Raw genomic sequence first — 19,034 nt, forward strand, 5'->3', positions numbered from 1 at the left:
ACGAAATTGCGTTAACTTAATATACATAAATAGATGACATTTGAAATTGATAAATATAAAAGAATATATAGTGTTTTTATTCCGTAAAATATATCCTTAAAATCAATTCAATCTGTCCATGTGTAGTTGTAATGATTCTCCATTTTTAGACAAATCTTCAGCGAGAAAAAAGATATTTAACTACATGATTTCATCCAAAATTATACACAAATTATTTTTTAATGAGCATTTATAAAGATTACCTTAAGGAGATAGAAGAGCGTAAAAGTCAAGGTCTTCATCCAAAGCCAATTGATGGTGCTGAATTACTAAGCAAAATCATTGAGCAAATTAAAGATGTAGATCATGAGTATAGAGAAGAATCTCTAAACTTTTTTATCTATAATGTTTTGCCAGGTACAACTAGTGCCGCAGTGGTAAAAGCTAAATTTTTAAAAGATATCATTCTTGGTGAGTCGGTCGTAAAAGAAATTAGCACCACTTTTGCTTTTGAGCAATTATCTCATATGAAGGGCGGACCTTCTGTAAAGGTTTTGTTGGATATCGCATTAGGATCAGATGAAATTTTAGCAAAACAAGCAGCTGAGGTTTTAAAAACCCAGGTGTTCCTTTATGAGGCGGATACTTCTCGTTTAGAAGAAGCTCTAAAAAGTGGTAATGTCATTGCAAAAGATATTATAGAAAGTTATGCCAAAGCGGAGTTCTTTACCAAGCTTCCAGAAGTAGAAGAAGAAATAGAGGTAGTAACATATATAGCCGGTGTTGGTGATATTTCTACGGATTTATTATCGCCAGGTGGTGATGCACACTCAAGATCTGACCGTGAATTACATGGTCAATGTATGTTTGAGCATAACAAAGATATGCAACAAGAATTATTGGCTTTGAAGGAGCAACATCCTGATAAGCGTGTAATGCTAATTGCTGAAAAAGGGACTATGGGTGTTGGTTCTTCTAGAATGTCTGGTGTTAATAACGTAGCATTATGGACAGGTATTTCTTCTAGTCCATATGTTCCTTTTATTAATATTGCTCCGGTAATTGCCGGTACAAATGGTATTGCTCCAATTTTCTTAACTACAGTAGGGGTAACCGGTGGTATAGGGTTAGACCTTAAAAACTGGGTGAAGCAAAAAGATGAAGCGGGTAATACTATAGTTGATGAAGATGGCGAGCCAATTCTAAAACAAATGTATTCTGTTGCTACAGGTACGGTGCTTACTATTAATACAAAAGAAAAGAAGCTTTATCACGGTAAAGTGGAATTAAAAGATATTTCCGCTGCATTTACTCCACAGAAAATGGAGTTTATGAAAGCAGGTGGTTCTTACGCGGTTGTTTTTGGTAAAAAACTACAAACGTTTGCTTGTAAAACTTTAGGCATTGATGTACCGCAAGTATATGCTACTTCTAAGGAAGTTTCTATAGAAGGTCAAGGATTAACAGCTGTAGAGAAAATTTTCAATAGAAATGCGGTAGGTACTTCAGGAGCTACGTTACACGCTGGTTCTTACGTTCGTGCTGAGGTTAATATTGTAGGTTCTCAAGATACTACAGGTTTAATGACCTCTCAAGAGTTAGAGATGATGGCTGCTACGGTGATTTCTCCAATTGTTGATGGAGCATACCAATCTGGTTGTCATACAGCTTCTGTTTGGGATGATAAGTCTAAAGCGAATATTCCAAGATTAATGAGCTTTATGAACGACTTTGGCTTAATTACCGGTCGTGATCCAAAAGGAAAGTATTTTCCAATGACGGATGTTATCCATAAGGTACTTAATGATATTACCGTAGGGGATTGGGATATCATTATTGGTGGAGATTCGCACACACGTATGTCTAAAGGTGTTGCTTTTGGTGCGGATTCAGGAACAGTTGCTTTAGCATTGGCTACAGGTGAGGCATCAATGCCTATTCCAGAGTCGGTTAAAGTAACCTTCAAAGGTCAAATGAAATCCTATATGGATTTCCGTGATGTGGTACATGCTACGCAACAGCAGATGTTGCAACAGTTTGGAGGCGAAAATGTATTCCAAGGTCGTGTAATAGAGGTTCATATTGGAACCTTGACTTCTGATGAAGCATTTACGTTTACAGATTGGACTGCAGAAATGAAAGCGAAAGCATCCATCTGTATTTCAGAAGACGATACTTTAATTGAATCTTTAGAGATTGCAAAAGGTCGTATCCAAATCATGATCGAAAAGGGTATGGACAATGCAAAAGGCGTTCTTCAAGGACTTGTTGATAAAGCAGATACTAGAATTACAGAGCTTAAAACAGGTATTAAGCCTTCGTTAAGACCAGATGCTGATGCTGTATATCACGCAGAAGTAATTATTGATTTAGATGAGATTGCTGAACCAATGATTGCAGATCCAGATGTAAACAATGAAGATGTTTCTAAGCGTTATACGCATGATAATATACGTCCATTATCTTACTATGGCGGAACCAAAAAAGTAGATTTAGGTTTCGTAGGTTCTTGTATGGTTCATAAAGGTGATATGAAAATATTAGCTCAAATGTTGAAAAACGTGGAAGCTCAAAACGGTAAAGTAGAATTTAAAGCTCCTTTGGTTGTTGCGCCGCCAACATACAATATTGTTGATGAATTGAAGAAAGAAGGAGACTGGGATGTTTTGGTAAAATATTCTGGATTTGAATTTGACGATAGTGCACCTAAAGGTTTGGCACGTACCAAGTATGAAAACATGCTATACTTAGAGCGCCCAGGTTGTAACCTTTGTATGGGTAATCAAGAAAAGGCAGAACCAGGAGATACGGTTATGGCAACATCTACACGTTTATTCCAAGGTAGAGTTGTAAAAGATACAGGAGAGAAAAAAGGAGAATCATTATTATCTTCTACTCCGGTGGTGGTGTTATCTACTATTTTAGGAAGAACTCCTACAATGGCAGAATATGAAGCAGCTGTTGATGGAATTGTACTAACAAAGTTTAAACCTTCTACTAAGCAATTAGTGAGATGATTAATTGCTGGTTCTAATTGATATAAAGCCCGGGTATGTATACTCGGGCTTTTTTATAGCCGTTTTTTATAATCATTCTTAATTTCATATGCGCTCTTAAAATCACCCTACATTTTGTATCTTGTACAGGTAACATAGATTAACAATTTTTATAAATAGATTTTATGGCTTTTGACATAGATATGATTAAAAAGGTTTACGCTTCCATGTCGGAACGTGTAGACAAAGCAAGAGAGATAGTAGGTAAACCACTTACCCTTTCAGAAAAGATTTTATATTCTCACTTATGGGATGGTAGCCCGACCGAAGCATTCACCCGAGGGAAGGATTATGTTGATTTTGCTCCGGATCGTATTGCTTGTCAAGATGCTACGGCACAAATGGCCTTATTGCAGTTTATGCAAGCGGGTAAGCCAAAGGTTGCTGTGCCAACTACCGTTCACTGTGACCATTTAATCCAAGCAAAAAGTGGTGCTACAGCAGATTTAAAATCTGCGAATTCAACAAGTGCAGAGGTTTTTGATTTCTTGGAGTCTGTTTCAAATAAATACGGAATTGGTTTTTGGAAACCAGGTGCTGGTATCATTCATCAAGTAGTATTGGAGAATTATGCTTTTCCAGGAGGAATGATGATCGGTACCGATTCTCATACGGTTAATGCCGGTGGATTAGGTATGGTCGCTATTGGTGTTGGTGGAGCAGATGCTGTTGATGTAATGGCGGGCATGGCATGGGAACTTAAATTTCCAAAATTAATAGGGGTAAAGTTAACGGGTGATATTTCTGGATGGACAGCACCAAAGGATGTTATTTTAAAGGTTGCGGAAATACTTACCGTGAAAGGTGGCACCGGTGCTATCGTAGAATACTTTGGTGAAGGTGCCAAAAATCTATCTTGTACCGGAAAAGGAACTATTTGTAACATGGGTGCAGAAATAGGAGCAACGACTTCCACTTTTGGTTACGACGAATCCATGGAGCGTTACTTAAGAGCTACTGATAGAGCGGATATTGCCGATGCGGCAAATGAGGTTAAGGAACATTTAACTGCAGATGCTGAAGTGTATGCTAATCCTGAACAATATTTCGATGAGGTCATTGAAATTGATTTAGCGAAATTAACCCCGTTATTAAACGGACCATTTACTCCAGACTTATCTACCAAAGTAGGTAGTGATATGACCGAAAAAGCTACTGAGAATGAATGGCCATTAGCTGTTGAATGGGGATTGATCGGTTCTTGTACCAACTCTTCTTATGAAGATTTATCAAGAGCTTCATCCATTGCGCAACAAGCCATAGATAAAGGATTAAAAATGAAAGCAGAATTAGGAATCAATCCTGGTTCTGAACAAGTACGTTATACTGCAGATCGCGACGGTATTCTTGGTATATTCGAAAAACTGGATGCTAAGATTTTTACCAACGCATGCGGACCATGTATTGGTCAATGGGCACGTTATAACGATCCTAAGAATGCTCCTAAAAATAGTATTGTGCATTCTTTCAACAGAAACTTTGCAAAACGTGCAGATGGTAACCCTAATACACATGCTTTTGTAGCTTCTCCTGAAATTACAGCGGCAATTGCTATTTCTGGTCGATTAGATTTTAATCCGATGACGGATAAATTGATCAACCAGAAAGGAGAAGAAGTAATGTTCGATGAGCCTACAGGATGGGAATTGCCTCCAAAAGGTTTTGAAGTAGAAGATGCAGGATATCTTGCGCCTAGAAAAGATGGGTCCGGAGTTGAAGTAAAAGTTGCTTCAAATTCAGAAAGATTGCAATTATTAGAGCCGTTTACCCCTATAAAAGACGAAAGCTTAATGGGAGCCAAATTGTTGATCAAAGCGTTTGGTAAGTGTACAACGGATCATATCTCCATGGCTGGACCATGGCTGCGTTTTCGAGGACATTTAGATAATATTTCCAATAACTGTTTAATTGGAGCTGTTAATGCGTTTGGTAAAAAGACCAACATGGTCAAAAACCAATTGACCGGAGAGTTTGGTGGTGTACCTGATACGGCACGTGCATATAAAGCAGCAGGAGTAAGAAGTATTGTAGTAGGTGATCATAACTACGGAGAAGGTTCTTCACGTGAGCATGCGGCCATGGAGCCCCGTCACTTAGGTGTAGCAGCGGTAATTGTTAAATCATTTGCACGTATTCACGAAACTAACCTTAAAAAACAAGGTATGCTAGGTTTAACTTTCGCCAATGAAAATGATTATGATCTAATTCAAGAAGATGATACTTTTAATTTTACCGATATTGCTGAATTTGCTCCTGATAAACCGTTAACGGTAGAGATAGTTCATTCAGATGGCAGTAAAGACGTTATTAAAGTAAATCATACATATAATGCCGCCCAAATAGGATGGTATAGAGAAGGGTCTGCTTTAAACGTTATTAAGAGAGAAAATGCTTCATAAGGTAATAGCTTAAAATATGTAAAGAAAACTCCTGATATTAGTCAGGAGTTTTTTAGTTTTGACCCCTATCTAACTTTTATGACCAGACAAACGGTTTTTACCTTATTGATTATTGCTTTTGTACTATCTTTTTTTGTTACTCCATTGGGTGATTATAGCAAAATTTTACTCAATAGGTTCTTTGCCTCTTCACCTACAATTATTTCACCAGAAAAACGAGGTAAAATAACGGACTACGACTGGAAGTTAAAAGATGGAAATTGGAATTATTTTAATTTTAATGAAGCAAAGGGAGAGGTTGCCTTCATTACTTTTTGGGCTTCTTGGCATATGCCTTCTCAAGCACAATTAAAAGACATTCAGTATTTATACGATACATTTGGTAATAAGATGAAGTTTTATGTAATTACCAATGAAGAAAGAGCTCCTGTTGAGATTTTTATGGAAGAACAGGGATATTCATTTCCTGTAACCTATCAAATTATTGGAGAGCCAAGTTCGGTATTATTATTAAAACCTTCAGGGTCTTATATAATTGATAGGAGTGGTGCCATTGTAGTTCACCAGAATGCCATAGCTGATTGGGACAATAAAAAAGTAGATAAGCTTTTACATCAACTAATCGCAGAATAAAATTTGAGCATACTACTTTAACCCTATTTTTTAAAATATTTAAAGGGTACAAAAAGCATCCCAAAACATTCACCATCTCCTTTGCCAATATGTTTATGATGCATTTTATGCGCTCTTCTAACACCTCTACTATACCAATTATTTGCGTTTCTAAAAAGCTTAAAACGTTGGTGAATAAAGATGTCATGCACTAGAAAATAGGCTATACCATATGCTAAAATTCCAAATCCTAACGGATAGCCGTACCAAAAACCCGTGGTGCCAGCATAGAATAAGGACATACTAACAATAGCATAGAAAATAAAAAATGCATCATTTCTTTCAAACCAAGAGTCGTGGTCTTTTTTATGATGATCTTTATGAAGGCTCCATAAAAAACCATGCATTACATATTTGTGCGTGAACCAGGCCATAAATTCCATGAACAAGAACGTTCCTAGAAAAATCAATATCCAAATAACTATATTCATTACACTAAGTTCATTTTAAATTTAACATAAGAACGTGCCAGTAGTCCAAATTTTTGATAATTTGGTACTCGTATCCTAGCATTTTTAATTTCCAATGACGGTGTGCCCTGTAATTTTTTAAGTAGTTTATAGTAATATTTGTACGCAGTATAGACACCAAATTTAGCTTCAGCAGGTAAGTTTACAATACCTTGGTAGCCTAATTTAAAATCCGCCTTTATTTCTTCAACGATTCTTTTTTTAGAGGCTTCGTCCAATTCTTTTAAATTGGTATTAGGGAAATAGGATCTGTTCAATTCTTCAAAATCGGCTTTTACATCACGTAAAAAATTTACTTTTTGAAATGCCGAACCTAATGCCATGGCAGATTCTTTCAACTTGTTATATTCTGCTACATCACCCTTTACAAACACTTGTAGGCACATTAGACCAACTACATCTGCTGAACCATAAATGTATTCCTTGTATTCGGCATCGGTACGGTAAATGTTTTTAACAAGATCCATACGCATACTTTTCATAAATGAATCAACCAAATGCTTAGGAATACTATACGTGTGGTAGGTATGTTGAAATGAATTTAAAATAGGATTTAGACTTATTTTATCTCGTAAAGAAGCTTCAAGCTCTTGTTCAAATTTATCAAAAAGTATTTCCTTGTCATAGTCATGAAAAGTATCTACAATTTCATCGGCAAAGCGTACAAAGCCATAAATATTATAAATATGACTACGAATAGATGGGTGAAGCATCTTAGTTGCCAAAGCAAAAGAGGTACTGTATCGTTTGGTAACGACTTTACTGCACTGGTACGAAACTTGATCAAAAGTATCTTTCATATATCACTAGTTGTCCTTAATAATTAACTCTGACACTAATTTTCCAGATATTAAAGCTGGTGGTACTCCGGGGCCAGGTACTGTCAGTTGTCCTGTAAAGTAAAGATCGGTGACCTTTTTACTTCTTAAATTTGGTCTCAAAAAAGCGGTCTGTGTCAATGTATTCGCCATACCGTAGGCATTTCCTTTGTATGAATTGTATCGTTCTACAAAATCATTTATGCAGAATGTTTCCTTGAATATAATATTATTTCTAATGTCTTGGCCAGTTCTTTCAAGAAAACGGTCCATTATGACATTAAAATATTTATTTCTAAGTTCTTCGGTGTCTTCTAAAGCGGTCGCAATTGGAACTAAGAAAAAACCCGTCTCGCAACCTTTGGGAGCCATACTCGCATCTGTTAAAGAAGGAAAGTTTGCATAAAATAACGGTTTTGTAGGCCACTTTGGGCTGTCATAAATTTCTTTGGCATGTAACTCAAAATCAGTATCAAAAAATAAATTATGATGTTCTACATTATTTAACTTTGTATTAAACCCAATGTAAAATAGAAGAGACGAGGGAGCAAAAACTTTTTTCTCCCAATAACTCTTGCTGTATTGTTGGTGCTTTTCATCTAATAAGCTTTCAGAATGTTGGTAATCTGCGCCACTAAGAACTATATCCGCTTTATGTACTTTACCATTGCAAGAAACACCAGAAGCTTTACCGTTGGTTACAATTATTTTATTGATAGGCGAATTCGTATGTATGGTTACACCCAGCTCTAGGGCTAAACTTTTCATAGCTTTAATAACTTCATACATACCACCTCTTGGATGCCATGTGCCTAAACCAAAATCAGCAAAGTTCATAAAGTTGTAGAATGACGGAGTATTGCTTGGCTTGGCACCAAGGAATAATACAGGAAATTCTAGCGTAGATACTAATTTTGGATTTTTAAAAGACTTACGTACTTGTGAACTAATAGTTTTAAAAAATTGATCAACTTTTAAAATTGTTTCTTTTGTTACCAATTCTAATGGAGACAGTCCTGGTCTTAGAACAATTTTATTAATGGCAATATCATAATTTTCTTGCGCTTTGTTAATAAACTTCTTTAAAGCTTTTGAGCTACCTGGTTCTATGCGCTCAAACTCCTCACAAATTTTATCCATACAATCACCTATAGTAATGGTATCATCTGCAAAGAAAATCTTGTAAGCCGGGCTCAACTTGTCTAATAGGTAATAGTCTGATGTTTGTTTATTAAAATCCGCAAAGAATTTATCAAAAATATCAGGCATCCAATACCAGCTTGGCCCCATGTCAAAAGTAAAGCCATCTTTTACAAATTGTGATGCACGGCCTCCCACAGATTCATTTTTTTCAAATATGGTCACGTCCAACCCAGCTTTTGCCAAGTAACACGCCGCAGATAATGATGAAAAACCAGAACCGATTACGATGCAATTTCTATTCATTTATTTATGGGGGTTATAGATTGTTAACCAAGCTGTCAATAGAAGTAAATGTTCTACAAAACTTAGGTTTTATATCGTCCTCGATAAAATTTGTTTGTCGTCCTATAATCCAAAAATTAGGATTATGATACTCAGATACTAGGGTTGTGAAATCCTCTATATATTTGTTTATTTTATCTTTTTCAGGGTAAACTGTAAAATAAGAAACGAAATAAATGTTATCGAAATACTTCAGGACATCTTCAAGATTTTCCATGGGTATGGTGGGGCCTAAATAGATGCACTTATATCCTTTTAAAATAATCTCGTAATTAATATAAAGTAACCCTATATCATGTATTTCATTTTCAGGCAAAAATGCAACAAACACTTTGTCTTTCTTGGTGGGCTCTAAATGTTGAAGCTTTTCTGTATTAATTAGAATTTTTTGTTTAATCAAACTACTCATAAAATGTTCATGAGCAGGGCTAATAGTGTTCGTTTGCCAAAGAAGACCAAGCTCATTTAATAGCGGTACGAAGGTTTCTTTAAATATCTCCCTAAATGAATTTTCACTCAATAAGGCATTATAGGTATTAAAGAACATCGTTTGATCGAAATTGATCATGGCCAGTTTAAAAGTATTAATTGCCTGACTCTTATGACTGTGTTTTGCTACTATTTCACGTACTACATACGGAATATCTTTATCAGAAATCTTGGCGATTTTGGATATTTTGTGTCCATTATTATACAACAATGTAACATTGAGTAACTTTTGTAAACTCGAAAGGCTATATGTTCTAATATTTGTATCTGTACGTTCAGGCGATAAAAGATTATATCTTTTTTCCCAAATTCTGATCGTGTGTGCCTTAATGCCAGAGAGGTTTTCAAGGTCTCTAATACTAAATTGCTTTTTTACATTGTTCATGCTTTAAGTAAAATGGTTAAACAAATTTACGATTTATAAGTATGCCATGGGGTACATGAGAGTTAAAATTATCAAAATAAAAAAGGTTAGACCTAAATCTAACCTTTTGTGCCCACGACTAGATTCGAACTAGCACGTCCTTACGAACACTACCCCCTCAAGGTAGCATGTCTACCAATTTCACCACGTGGGCTTGTTCGGTATTTATTCAAGAACAAATATAGAAACCTATCCTTCAATTTAAAATATATTGATCACAATAAATCAGAGAAAATTTAAAGTAGCAGAGAGTGCTGGTACTGAGAAGGAGTAATTCCTTTTATTTTTTTAAATTTTTTATTAAAATTAGATATGGAGTTAAATCCGGATAAGTCTGAGATTATATTAATATTCAGCTCTTTTTTAGAATTTAGTAATTGGCAAGCATGTTCTATTCGTAGTTCTATTAAGAACTGAAAAAATGTTTTATTGGTTCTTTGTTTAAAAAAGCGACAAAAGGCGTTTGGTGTCATATATGCCATTTTTGCAATGTCGTCTAAAGAGATAGGTTGCTGAAAGTTTTTGAATACAAAATCGAAAATGTCCTGTAATCGTTCGCCTTCGGTAGAGCTTAAGGTTTTAGAGTATATAAATTTACTAAGTGGTTCTGTGGTTGCTTTGCTAAGTTCTTCTAATAGCTCTAAAAAAGAAACAAATAGTTGTAGTTTTTGTTGAGATTGTATGTCTACTAATTGTTGGGCTATATCCTTTTGGTTAGATGTGACTTTAAATCCGCCTGTAGCATTTGTAAAAAAAATCCTTAAATCTTTTAAATATGGTAGCTTAAAGAATGCTGCGCCAAAGGATTTTTCAGTAAAAAATACGGTTATCATATGCGCATCTTCCTGCCTTGGTATACTCTTGAACACGTGGGGTAGATTACTACCAATAACATAGATATCACCTGCGGAAAATTGATGAATACTGTCACCTACCAACAACTTTCCGTTTCCGTTTAAGATATAACTTATCTGTATTTCTTCGTGTTGATGAAGTCTATTGTAAAAAACAGGTTCTTTGTCTACCTGAACTATTAGATGTTGATCTAAAGGCTTCGGTATTTTAAAAGGAAACACTTTCATATGCTTCTAATTTATCACTAAAAAATGAATTATAGCTCATAAGGTGTTAGAATAGTACCAAGTCTGGATAATATGACAACACATATTCCTATGTGCTATCCCTAATTTTGAGTATTAACTAAAAGAAAGCAAAATGAGTATTTCATGGACAGGGGTAATGCCGGCGGTTACCACAAAATTTACAGATAAAGATGAACTTGATCTAGATATGTTCTCTGTTAATATTAAGGCGCAATTAGATGCAGGTGTAAGTGGAATAATACTGGGCGGAACTCTGGGTGAGGCAAGTACACTGACCTATGAAGAGAAGAAAGTTTTAATGAGAGAGACCGTAAATCTGGTAGAAGGTCAAGTACCTGTAATCATTAATATTGCCGAACAGACTACTAAAGGTGCTATACACGCTGCTGAAGTGGCTAAAGAATGTGGAGCTACAGGATTAATGATGTTGCCGCCAATGCGATATAAAGCTAATGACTATGAAACGGTTACTTATTTTAAAGAAACTGCCCATAGTACGGATTTACCGATCATGATTTATAACAACCCAATAGATTACGGTATAATGGTAACTCTAGATATGTTAGATGAATTGATGGTATGCGATACTATACAAGCGGTAAAAGAATCAACAAGGGACATCTCTAATATTACCCGAATTAAATCAAGATTTGGAAATCGATTGAATGTTCTTACTGGGGTTGATACCTTAGGATTGGAAAGTACCTTAATGGGTGCTGATGGTTGGGTTGCAGGTTTGGTTTGTGCTTTCCCTGCCGAAACTTGTGCGGTTTTTGAATTGGCAAGAGCTGGCAGAATTAAAGAAGCCCTAGAAATCTACCGATGGTTTTTACCATTGTTAGAACTGGATATTAGTCCGCAATTGGTACAGCACATTAAAATGGCAGAAGTAGCTACAGGTATTGGTACCGAAAATGTACGTGCACCAAGATTACCTTTAGTAGGTGCAGAAAGAGAAAGGGTGGCGGCAATTATAGAACAAGGTATAGCTACTAGACCATCACTGCCTAATTATAAGGGTATTAATCAACTATAGATACGTTTAAAAAAATTGGATGTATTTGGCACTTTAATAAAATGTAAAGTTAGATTGGGATTTTGTTTCTAGTACTTTCTTTACTTTTGAGTAACACCATAAAAAAAGAAAATGATCAGCGGTACAAATGCAATAGGCACTAAGTCTTCAAAGCAAGGGAATAATACTTTTAAGACATTTGATCCTAAAGAAAATATAAATACGGAATGGACTTTCTATGAGGCATCTTCTAACGAAATTAATGAGGCTGTTGATTTGGCAACAGATGCTTTTAAAACATATAAAGAGTTCTCTGGGAACAAAAAAGCAGGATTTCTTGAAGCTATTGCAGATGAGATTGAAGCTTTAGGGAACGAGTTGATTGAGACCTATTGCAAAGAATCTGGTTTGCCTGAAGGTAGGGCAAAAGGAGAACGTGGACGTACCATGGGGCAACTTCGTGCTTTTGCTAAATTATTAAAAGAAGGTTCTTGGGTAGAGGCTGTTATTGAAAGAGCGCAACCTAATAGAACACCTATGCCAAAATCTGATATTAGAAAAATGCTATTTCCATTAGGACCTGTGGTTGTTTTTGGTGCAAGTAATTTTCCGTTGGCTTTTTCAACAGCCGGTGGAGATACGGCAAGTGCACTTGCAGCTGGTTGCCCGGTAATCGTAAAAAGTCACCCAATGCACGCCGGTACCGGTGAACTGGTATCGTCTGCAATTATTAAGGCAGCGGAGAAAACGGGAATGCCAAATGGTGTATTTTCTAATTTAAACAGTAGCGGTATAGCAGTAGGGCAGCAGTTGGTAAAACACCCAAAAGTAAAAGCTGTTGGCTTTACGGGAAGTATAAATGGTGGTACGGCATTATATAAGTTAGCGAATGAAAGAGATGAGCCTATTCCTGTTTTTGCAGAAATGGGGAGTATTAACCCAGTGGTTGTTTTACCATCGGCTTTAGTAAACGATGGCGATGCTTGGGCAAATACCTATGCTTCTTCAGTTACTTTAGGTGCCGGGCAGTTTTGTACCAATCCAGGGTTGTTGTTGGCGATAAAGGGAGAAAAATTAGATGGTTTCATCAAAACACTTTCCGATGAAATATTGAAATTTGAGCCCACCTGCATGCTGCATCCTACTATATATGCAAAGTATAACGAAGGTAAAAAGGAATTGTCAGCACAGAGCGGAGTAACTATATCTGCCAATTATAAGAAGGATACCAATGCCAATACTGCAAAACCTTCTATTTTGAAAGTGAGCGGAGCAGATTTTTTGGCGAATACCAAATTACATACTGAAGTTTTTGGACCTTTTTCCGTAGTGGTTGAATGCGAGAATACCAAAGAATTAGAAACTATTTTAAATCATTTAGAAGGTCAGTTAACGGGTACAATTTTAGGCTCTGAAGAAGATTTAAAGAACAATTCTGGGATTGTTGACGCATTACGGAGTAGGGTAGGGCGTATTTTATTCAATGGTGTGCCCACTGGTGTAGAGGTAAATTCTTCTATGGTTCATGGCGGTCCGTTCCCCGCAACTACGGATCCTCGTTTTACCTCTGTTGGGACATCGGCAATAAAAAGATGGGTACGTCCGGTTTCTTTTCAAGATTGGCCTAATACTTTATTGCCAATTGCGCTACAAGATGAAAATCCGCTAGGCATTACTCGTTTGGTAGAGGGTAATTACACTAAAAATTGAAATATATAACAAACTTCTAATATGGCCAGCAGCACTTTTGTTTGTATTGATGCTCATACCTGTGGTAATCCTGTTAGGGTTATAAAAAAAGGTGGCCCAGATTTAGTTGGAGCTACAATGAGTGAAAAACGTCAGCATTTTCTAAAAGAGTATGATTGGATTAGAAAGGGATTGATGTTTGAACCACGAGGTCATGACATGATGAGCGGTAGTATTTTTTATCCGCCTAATGACCCAATCAATGACTTCGGTATATTATTTATAGAGACCAGTGGATGCTTACCTATGTGCGGACACGGAACTATTGGTGCCATTACTATTGGGATAGAAGAAGGATTGATTCATCCAAAAACACCGGGCAAGATTCGTATGGAAACACCTGCCGGATTGGTACATATTGCTTATCAACAAACTGGTAGAAAGGTTGATTGGGTAAAATTGACGAATGTAAAATCTTACCTGGCAGCTTCCGGTTTAACAATACTATCTTCAGATTTAGGCGAACTGACCTTTGATGTATCTTATGGCGGCAATTTTTATGCTATTATTGACCCGCAAACCAATTTTAACGGAATTCAAGAATATTCGGCTAGTCAATTAATTCAATTCAGTCAAGAAATACGGGAGAAAATTAATGTGAAATATCCAAACCTATTTATTCATCCGGAGGATAGTACAATAAAAAATGTAAGTCATATGCTTTGGACAGGGAATACCATCTCTGATAAAGCTACAGCTAGAAATGCAGTATTTTATGGAGATAAAGCTATTGATCGTTCTCCGTGCGGTACAGGTACATCTGCACGTATGGCACAATGGCATGCTAATGGGAAATTAAAAGTGGGTGAAGATTTTATTCATGAAAGCTATATAGGTTCTCAATTTATAGGTAGAATAGAAGAAGAAACTACCTTGTCAGGAAACCTTGCAATTGTCCCAAGCATACAAGGATGGGCAAAAATTTATGGTCAAAATACAATAACTATCGATGATATTGATGATCCCTACGCGTATGGGTTTCAAGTAATTTAATTTTAATACGGAGATGATGAAAAGTGTGGTAATTATTGGTGGAGGTATCGTTGGTTTAAGTACTGCCTATTATTTGCATAAAGAAGGTTTTGAAGTTACTGTGATTGATAAAGGCGACATTACTTCAGGTGCTTCATTTGTAAATGCGGGCTATATCACCCCAAGTCATATCATTCCGTTAGCATCACCTGGTATGATAGCAAAAGGAATTAAAATGATGTTCAACGCTGCTAGTCCGTTTTATATGAAGCCTAGGTTGGATACGGATTTTTTAAAATGGTCATGGTATTTTCATAAATCATCAACACCTGCAAAAGTTGAAAAAGCGATTCCAGCGATAAAGGAAATCAACCTTATGAGCAGAGAATTATTCACCGATATTAAAAATTCAGGTGATTTAGGCAATTTTCAGCTAGAAAGAAAAGGCCTTTTAATGCTCTATAAAACCGAAGCAGCTTACTTACATGAAAAGCAAGTTGCTGAAAGGGTAGCTTTTGAAGGACTAGAAGTTTCTGACTTAAACAAGTCAGACCTACATAAGCTAGAACCACATGTAAATATTGATGCAGAAGGAGCTATACATTATGAATGTGATGGCCATACTACACCCACGGAGATTATGCCCAAGTTGTTAGCCTATCTAAAGGGAGAAGGAGTTGTGATTAAAACAAATGAAGAAGTAGTTGATATTAAGAGTTCAGGAGACAGAATAATAGAGGTTATAACAAATAAGGATAATTACCAACCAGATGAGGTGGTGTTAGCTGCGGGTTCATGGAGCGCAAACCTTGCAAAAAAATTACACTTAAAACTACCTTTACAAGGAGGTAAAGGATATTGTATTAATAGGGAGAGAAATACGGGTATTTCTATTCCCGCAATTTTAATGGAATCTAAAATAGCGGTAACGCCTATGAATGAGTTTACCAGATTTGCGGGTACTATGGAGTTTTCAGGTAATAATGATATCATTAGAAAAGAAAGGGTTATGGCAATAGTGAACGGCGTACATTCCTTTTATCCTGAAATTGAAATCGATGTTGCAGAAATTGAAAATGTAAAAACCGGGTTACGCCCGGTTTCACCAGATGGATTACCATATATTGGCAAATCTATAAAAATTAAAAACTTGACAATTGGTACAGGTCACGCAATGATGGGTTGGAGTTTAGGACCGGCAACCGGTAAGCTAATTTCAGAGTTATTGACTGGTAATAAGACCTTTATGAGTATAGCTGCTTTTAGTCCAAATAGAGTATTTTAACAATTTTAGTAATGATGTTCATCGGAATGAAATTACCATTCGTCTACAGTAAATTGCAATTCGTCTACACTGGTCATTTTATATCTAGTGATTGTTAGACATTTGAATTTCAAATATTTATGTAATGGATATATTACTTATAGAAGATGATTTAATTGAAGTAATGAAATTGAAACGAACAATTTCTAAACTTAATTTAAAACATTCTATCCAAGAGGCCAAAAACGGAGAATCTGCCTTAACGTATTTAAGATCAGGTGAGAAATTACCAGATATTATATTGTTAGATTTGAATATGCCAAGAATGAACGGTATAGAATTTCTTTCTATTTTAAAGGAAGATGAGCAGCTTCGGTATTTACCTACAATCATATTGACCACATCTGAAAATAGAGCAGATTTACTAAAGTGCTATGAGGTTGGTATAGCTGGCTACGTAATCAAGCCTTTAAAATATGAGGATTATGAGTATAAATTAAATGCTGTTTTAGAGTACTGGAATGTTAATCAATTAGTGAAAGGCTAACAAAAAAGCTCATTTCACAACATTTTCCCTCATTTTAGTATTAATTTTCCTACGTTTGAATATATTATAAAAAATTCAGATGAAAGGAATAGTATTTACCGAGTTTTTAGAAATGGTCGAATCCGAGTTTGGGTTAGAGACCGTTGATAATATTATTGAAAAATCAGATCTGCCTTCCCAGGGCATTTACACCTCTGTAGCCACTTACGAATTCAATGAAATGGTGGCCTTGATCACCCAGCTAAGCGAAGAAGTAGATTTGCCGGCCGGAGATTTAATATATGCGTTTGGACTTTATTTGTTCTCTAGTCTTAAAAATGCCCACCCAGAGGTTATTCAAAGTTACCGATCTCCCATTGGTTTGCTTTACTCCATAGAAGATCATATTCATGTACATGTAAAAAAGCTTTATCCAGATGCTGAGCTACCTACATTTAAAATTCTAGAAAAAACCGATAATTCTATTTCAATGATCTATTCTTCTTCTAGAGGGTTATATAGATTGGCGCATGGTCTTATTGAAAAAGCTTTCGAGCACTTTAACGGAAAAGCTGATATAACTTATGAGCTTCTTAAAGAAGATGGCACAGAAGTGAAATTTGACGTTGTACAACATGGATAGTAAGGAAGTTACTCTTCTTAAGAGAGCCTTGGAAAGGCAAAAAAAGGCACGCCAACAAGCCGAGAAAATATTAGAAGAAAAATCTATTGAGCTTTATGAGGTTGCGCGTCACTTAAGGGAGTCTAATAATAAACTTGAAAATTTATTGAGTGAAAAGACCTCTGAACTAGATGGGGTCTTTATCAATATTATAGATCCATATGTGGTCATGGATTTATCATTCAATGTGGTAAGCATGAACCAATCTGCGAAGGACTTCTTAGGTTTTGATAATGAAAAAGAGGAAATCAACCTTTGGAAACTAGTGCATAAAGATTTTATGGAATACACCATAGAATCTTTTAGTAGCTTGAGAGAGGTTGGTATGCTAAAAAATTATAGAGCTAAAATCGTACTAAGAGACGGTGTGGAGAAATGGGTTGAAATTAATGCAAGTCTAATTTTTAATAAAGATAAACAACCTATTGCAGCTCAAGGTATTGTTCGTGATATTACTCAAGAAATGGAGATTACAGAACTATTATCTGAACAAAAAAAGCAATTAGATATTATTGTGAACACCTCTCCCCTTGGTATTGTTCTTTCCGATACTGAAAAAATAATAAAAGTAAACCATGCAATGACTAATTTGCTTGGTTATAGTTCGCAGGAACTAATAACTATGAATATAGCAGAAATAACCGCTACTGATAATGTAGAGGAAAGCAAACGGTTAATGCAACGAATTTATGATGGTGAAGTAGATGAATTTACAGTATCAAAGAAATATATTAATAAGAGTGGAGAGACTTTATATCTAAAAGTATCTCTCAATGCAGTTAAGAACACTAGAAACGAGACACGTTTTGTTCTTGGGATGTTAGAAGATATTACCAAACAGCATGAAGCTGAAGTAAAATTAAAAGCGGAAAGAGAAAAATATAGTGACATTATCGCTAATATGAATTTAGGTTTGTTAGAAGTAGATGAAAAAGATAATATTCTTCTGGCCAACCAAAGTTTTTGTGATATGAGCGGCTTTGAGGAACATGAACTTATTGGTAAAAACGCCACAGATTTCTTTAAGGTTGAAAATAAGAATGTTATTAAGGCAGAATTAAAATTAGAAGCAGGTGGTAAATCAAATTCGTTTGAAGTAGAAGTACTGAATAAATCTGGGGATAAAAAACATTGGCTCATTAGTGGTGCTCCTAGATATAATGAAGCAGGTGAAGTAGTTGGTTCGGTAGGGGTTCATTTAGATGTCACAAACCAAAAAGAACTGGAACTACAAAAAGAGCAATTGGTAAAAGATTTAGAGAATAGCAACCAAGGCTTGCAAGAATATGCACATATAGTTTCACATGACCTTAAATCGCCTCTTAGAAGTATAAGCGCCCTAGCAACTTGGCTAAATGAGGATTACAAAGATGTTTTAGATGAAGGTGGTAAACAGAATCTTGAACTTATGCAAGAGAAAGTTGCTTCTATGGATAAGTTAATACACGGTATTCTTGAATATTCTACTGCAAATAGTTCTGTATTAGATGATTCTAAAGTAGATTTAAATGTAGTTATTGCTGATATTGGTGAAACAATTTATATACCTGACCATGTAAAATTAGTAATTCCTGAACCTTTGCCTACTATTTTAGCAGATAGAATTAAGGTGCACCAAGTTTTTCAAAATATTATCGGTAATGCCGTAGTTCATATAGAAAGAGAAATAGGCCTTGTAGAAGTGCTCTATAAAGATGATGGTGAATTTTGGCAATTTACCATTAGTGATAATGGCGTAGGTATACCAGAAGAATATCATAAGAAGATTTTTGATATATTCCAATCTATAGGAAATAACGAAAGATCTACAGGTATAGGGCTGTCTATAGTGAAGAAGATTATAGATAGGTACCAAGGTAACGTATGGGTAGATAGTGTGGTTGGAGAAGGAACCCAGTTTCATTTTACCATTAAAAAAGACCATAACTAAT

15 protein-coding genes and 1 tRNA gene are annotated in these 19,034 nt (G+C 35.7%); 10 read left to right on the forward strand and 6 right to left on the reverse strand.

The window, feature by feature from the left end; genetic code table 11:
• Window positions 1-221 precede the first annotated feature (221 nt).
• The 3 genes from BW936_RS08320 (at window position 222) to BW936_RS08330 (ending at window position 6,067) form a co-directional block, all read left to right on the forward strand.
• Window positions 222-2,996 carry a bifunctional aconitate hydratase 2/2-methylisocitrate dehydratase gene (locus BW936_RS08320; protein WP_076547861.1) on the forward strand — a complete coding sequence of 925 codons (2,775 nt, stop codon included), beginning with the start codon at window positions 222-224 and terminating at the stop codon, window positions 2,994-2,996.
• A 164-nt stretch (window positions 2,997-3,160) separates the two neighbouring features.
• The gene (locus BW936_RS08325; protein ID WP_076547862.1) at window positions 3,161-5,434 is read left to right on the forward strand and encodes an aconitate hydratase; all 2,274 of its coding nucleotides are present in this window, start codon (window positions 3,161-3,163) and stop codon (window positions 5,432-5,434) included.
• Between the two features lie 78 nt (window positions 5,435-5,512).
• The gene (locus BW936_RS08330; protein ID WP_076547863.1) at window positions 5,513-6,067 is read left to right on the forward strand and encodes a TlpA family protein disulfide reductase; all 555 of its coding nucleotides are present in this window, start codon (window positions 5,513-5,515) and stop codon (window positions 6,065-6,067) included.
• A 23-nt stretch (window positions 6,068-6,090) separates the two neighbouring features.
• Here BW936_RS08330 and BW936_RS08335 read toward each other — a convergent pair whose 3' ends face one another.
• From BW936_RS08335 to BW936_RS08360, 6 genes are all read right to left on the reverse strand, one after another.
• The gene (locus BW936_RS08335) at window positions 6,091-6,537 is read right to left on the reverse strand and encodes a sterol desaturase family protein (protein WP_076547864.1); all 447 of its coding nucleotides are present in this window, start codon (window positions 6,535-6,537) and stop codon (window positions 6,091-6,093) included.
• A complete protein-coding gene (locus tag BW936_RS08340; RefSeq protein WP_076547865.1) occupies window positions 6,537-7,376 on the reverse strand; it encodes a phytoene/squalene synthase family protein in 840 nt (279 codons plus the stop codon). Before BW936_RS08340 ends, BW936_RS08335 begins: the two co-directional genes overlap by 1 nt.
• 6 nt (window positions 7,377-7,382) lie before the next feature.
• A complete protein-coding gene (locus tag BW936_RS08345) occupies window positions 7,383-8,840 on the reverse strand; it encodes a phytoene desaturase family protein (protein WP_076547866.1) in 1,458 nt (485 codons plus the stop codon).
• A gap of 13 nt (window positions 8,841-8,853) precedes the next feature.
• Window positions 8,854-9,753 (reverse strand): MerR family transcriptional regulator, encoded by a 900-nt coding sequence (locus BW936_RS08350; protein WP_076547867.1) that lies wholly within the window; start codon window positions 9,751-9,753, stop codon window positions 8,854-8,856.
• 109 nt (window positions 9,754-9,862) lie between these two features.
• Window positions 9,863-9,946 (reverse strand) — tRNA-Leu (locus tag BW936_RS08355).
• Between the two features lie 82 nt (window positions 9,947-10,028).
• Window positions 10,029-10,874 carry an AraC family transcriptional regulator gene (locus BW936_RS08360; RefSeq protein WP_076547868.1) on the reverse strand — a complete coding sequence of 282 codons (846 nt, stop codon included), beginning with the start codon at window positions 10,872-10,874 and terminating at the stop codon, window positions 10,029-10,031.
• A gap of 133 nt (window positions 10,875-11,007) precedes the next feature.
• Between BW936_RS08360 and BW936_RS08365 the strand changes: the two genes are divergently transcribed.
• The 7 genes from BW936_RS08365 to BW936_RS08395 all read left to right on the forward strand — a co-directional run bounded on the left by BW936_RS08365 (window position 11,008) and on the right by BW936_RS08395 (window position 19,033).
• A complete protein-coding gene (locus tag BW936_RS08365; protein WP_076547869.1) occupies window positions 11,008-11,931 on the forward strand; it encodes a dihydrodipicolinate synthase family protein in 924 nt (307 codons plus the stop codon).
• A 111-nt stretch (window positions 11,932-12,042) separates the two neighbouring features.
• Window positions 12,043-13,620: an aldehyde dehydrogenase (NADP(+)) gene (locus BW936_RS08370; protein WP_076547870.1), complete on the forward strand. Its 1,578-nt coding sequence runs from the start codon at window positions 12,043-12,045 to the stop codon at window positions 13,618-13,620.
• Window positions 13,621-13,641: 21 nt separating this feature from the next.
• Complete coding sequence (locus tag BW936_RS08375) at window positions 13,642-14,652, forward strand: 4-hydroxyproline epimerase (RefSeq protein WP_076547871.1); 1,011 nt, start codon at window positions 13,642-13,644, stop codon at window positions 14,650-14,652.
• A 13-nt stretch (window positions 14,653-14,665) separates the two neighbouring features.
• On the forward strand, window positions 14,666-15,916 hold the full coding sequence (locus BW936_RS08380; protein WP_076547872.1) for an NAD(P)/FAD-dependent oxidoreductase: 1,251 nt from the start codon (window positions 14,666-14,668) through the stop codon (window positions 15,914-15,916).
• 124 nt (window positions 15,917-16,040) lie between these two features.
• Window positions 16,041-16,442 carry a response regulator gene (locus BW936_RS08385; protein WP_076547873.1) on the forward strand — a complete coding sequence of 134 codons (402 nt, stop codon included), beginning with the start codon at window positions 16,041-16,043 and terminating at the stop codon, window positions 16,440-16,442.
• A 79-nt stretch (window positions 16,443-16,521) separates the two neighbouring features.
• Window positions 16,522-17,064: a heme NO-binding domain-containing protein gene (locus BW936_RS08390; protein ID WP_076547874.1), complete on the forward strand. Its 543-nt coding sequence runs from the start codon at window positions 16,522-16,524 to the stop codon at window positions 17,062-17,064.
• On the forward strand, window positions 17,057-19,033 hold the full coding sequence (locus BW936_RS08395; RefSeq protein ID WP_076547875.1) for a PAS domain-containing sensor histidine kinase: 1,977 nt from the start codon (window positions 17,057-17,059) through the stop codon (window positions 19,031-19,033). The genes BW936_RS08390 and BW936_RS08395 overlap by 8 nt, the downstream gene beginning before the upstream one ends.
• The last annotated feature ends 1 nt before the right edge of the window (window position 19,034 follow it).

The sequence above is a fragment of the Maribacter ulvicola genome, assembly GCF_900155985.1.
Taxonomy (GTDB): domain Bacteria; phylum Bacteroidota; class Bacteroidia; order Flavobacteriales; family Flavobacteriaceae; genus Maribacter; species Maribacter ulvicola.

What these genes read in the sequence shown, in the direction of transcription:
- BW936_RS08380 (WP_076547872.1), top strand. Translation starts at nt 14,666, where the DNA reads ATGATGAAAAGTGTGGTAATTATTGGTGGAGGTATCGTTGGTTTAAGT.
- BW936_RS08330 (WP_076547863.1), top strand. Translation starts at nt 5,513, where the DNA reads ATGACCAGACAAACGGTTTTTACCTTATTGATTATTGCTTTTGTACTA.
- BW936_RS08365 (WP_076547869.1), top strand. Translation starts at nt 11,008, where the DNA reads ATGAGTATTTCATGGACAGGGGTAATGCCGGCGGTTACCACAAAATTT.
- BW936_RS08395 (WP_076547875.1), top strand. Translation starts at nt 17,057, where the DNA reads ATGGATAGTAAGGAAGTTACTCTTCTTAAGAGAGCCTTGGAAAGGCAA.
- BW936_RS08335 (WP_076547864.1), bottom strand. Translation starts at nt 6,537, where the DNA reads ATGAATATAGTTATTTGGATATTGATTTTTCTAGGAACGTTCTTGTTC.
- BW936_RS08375 (WP_076547871.1), top strand. Translation starts at nt 13,642, where the DNA reads ATGGCCAGCAGCACTTTTGTTTGTATTGATGCTCATACCTGTGGTAAT.
- BW936_RS08390 (WP_076547874.1), top strand. Translation starts at nt 16,522, where the DNA reads ATGAAAGGAATAGTATTTACCGAGTTTTTAGAAATGGTCGAATCCGAG.
- BW936_RS08370 (WP_076547870.1), top strand. Translation starts at nt 12,043, where the DNA reads ATGATCAGCGGTACAAATGCAATAGGCACTAAGTCTTCAAAGCAAGGG.
- BW936_RS08325 (WP_076547862.1), top strand. Translation starts at nt 3,161, where the DNA reads ATGGCTTTTGACATAGATATGATTAAAAAGGTTTACGCTTCCATGTCG.
- BW936_RS08350 (WP_076547867.1), bottom strand. Translation starts at nt 9,753, where the DNA reads ATGAACAATGTAAAAAAGCAATTTAGTATTAGAGACCTTGAAAACCTC.
- BW936_RS08320 (WP_076547861.1), top strand. Translation starts at nt 222, where the DNA reads ATGAGCATTTATAAAGATTACCTTAAGGAGATAGAAGAGCGTAAAAGT.
- BW936_RS08385 (WP_076547873.1), top strand. Translation starts at nt 16,041, where the DNA reads ATGGATATATTACTTATAGAAGATGATTTAATTGAAGTAATGAAATTG.
- BW936_RS08360 (WP_076547868.1), bottom strand. Translation starts at nt 10,874, where the DNA reads ATGAAAGTGTTTCCTTTTAAAATACCGAAGCCTTTAGATCAACATCTA.
- BW936_RS08340 (WP_076547865.1), bottom strand. Translation starts at nt 7,376, where the DNA reads ATGAAAGATACTTTTGATCAAGTTTCGTACCAGTGCAGTAAAGTCGTT.
- BW936_RS08345 (WP_076547866.1), bottom strand. Translation starts at nt 8,840, where the DNA reads ATGAATAGAAATTGCATCGTAATCGGTTCTGGTTTTTCATCATTATCT.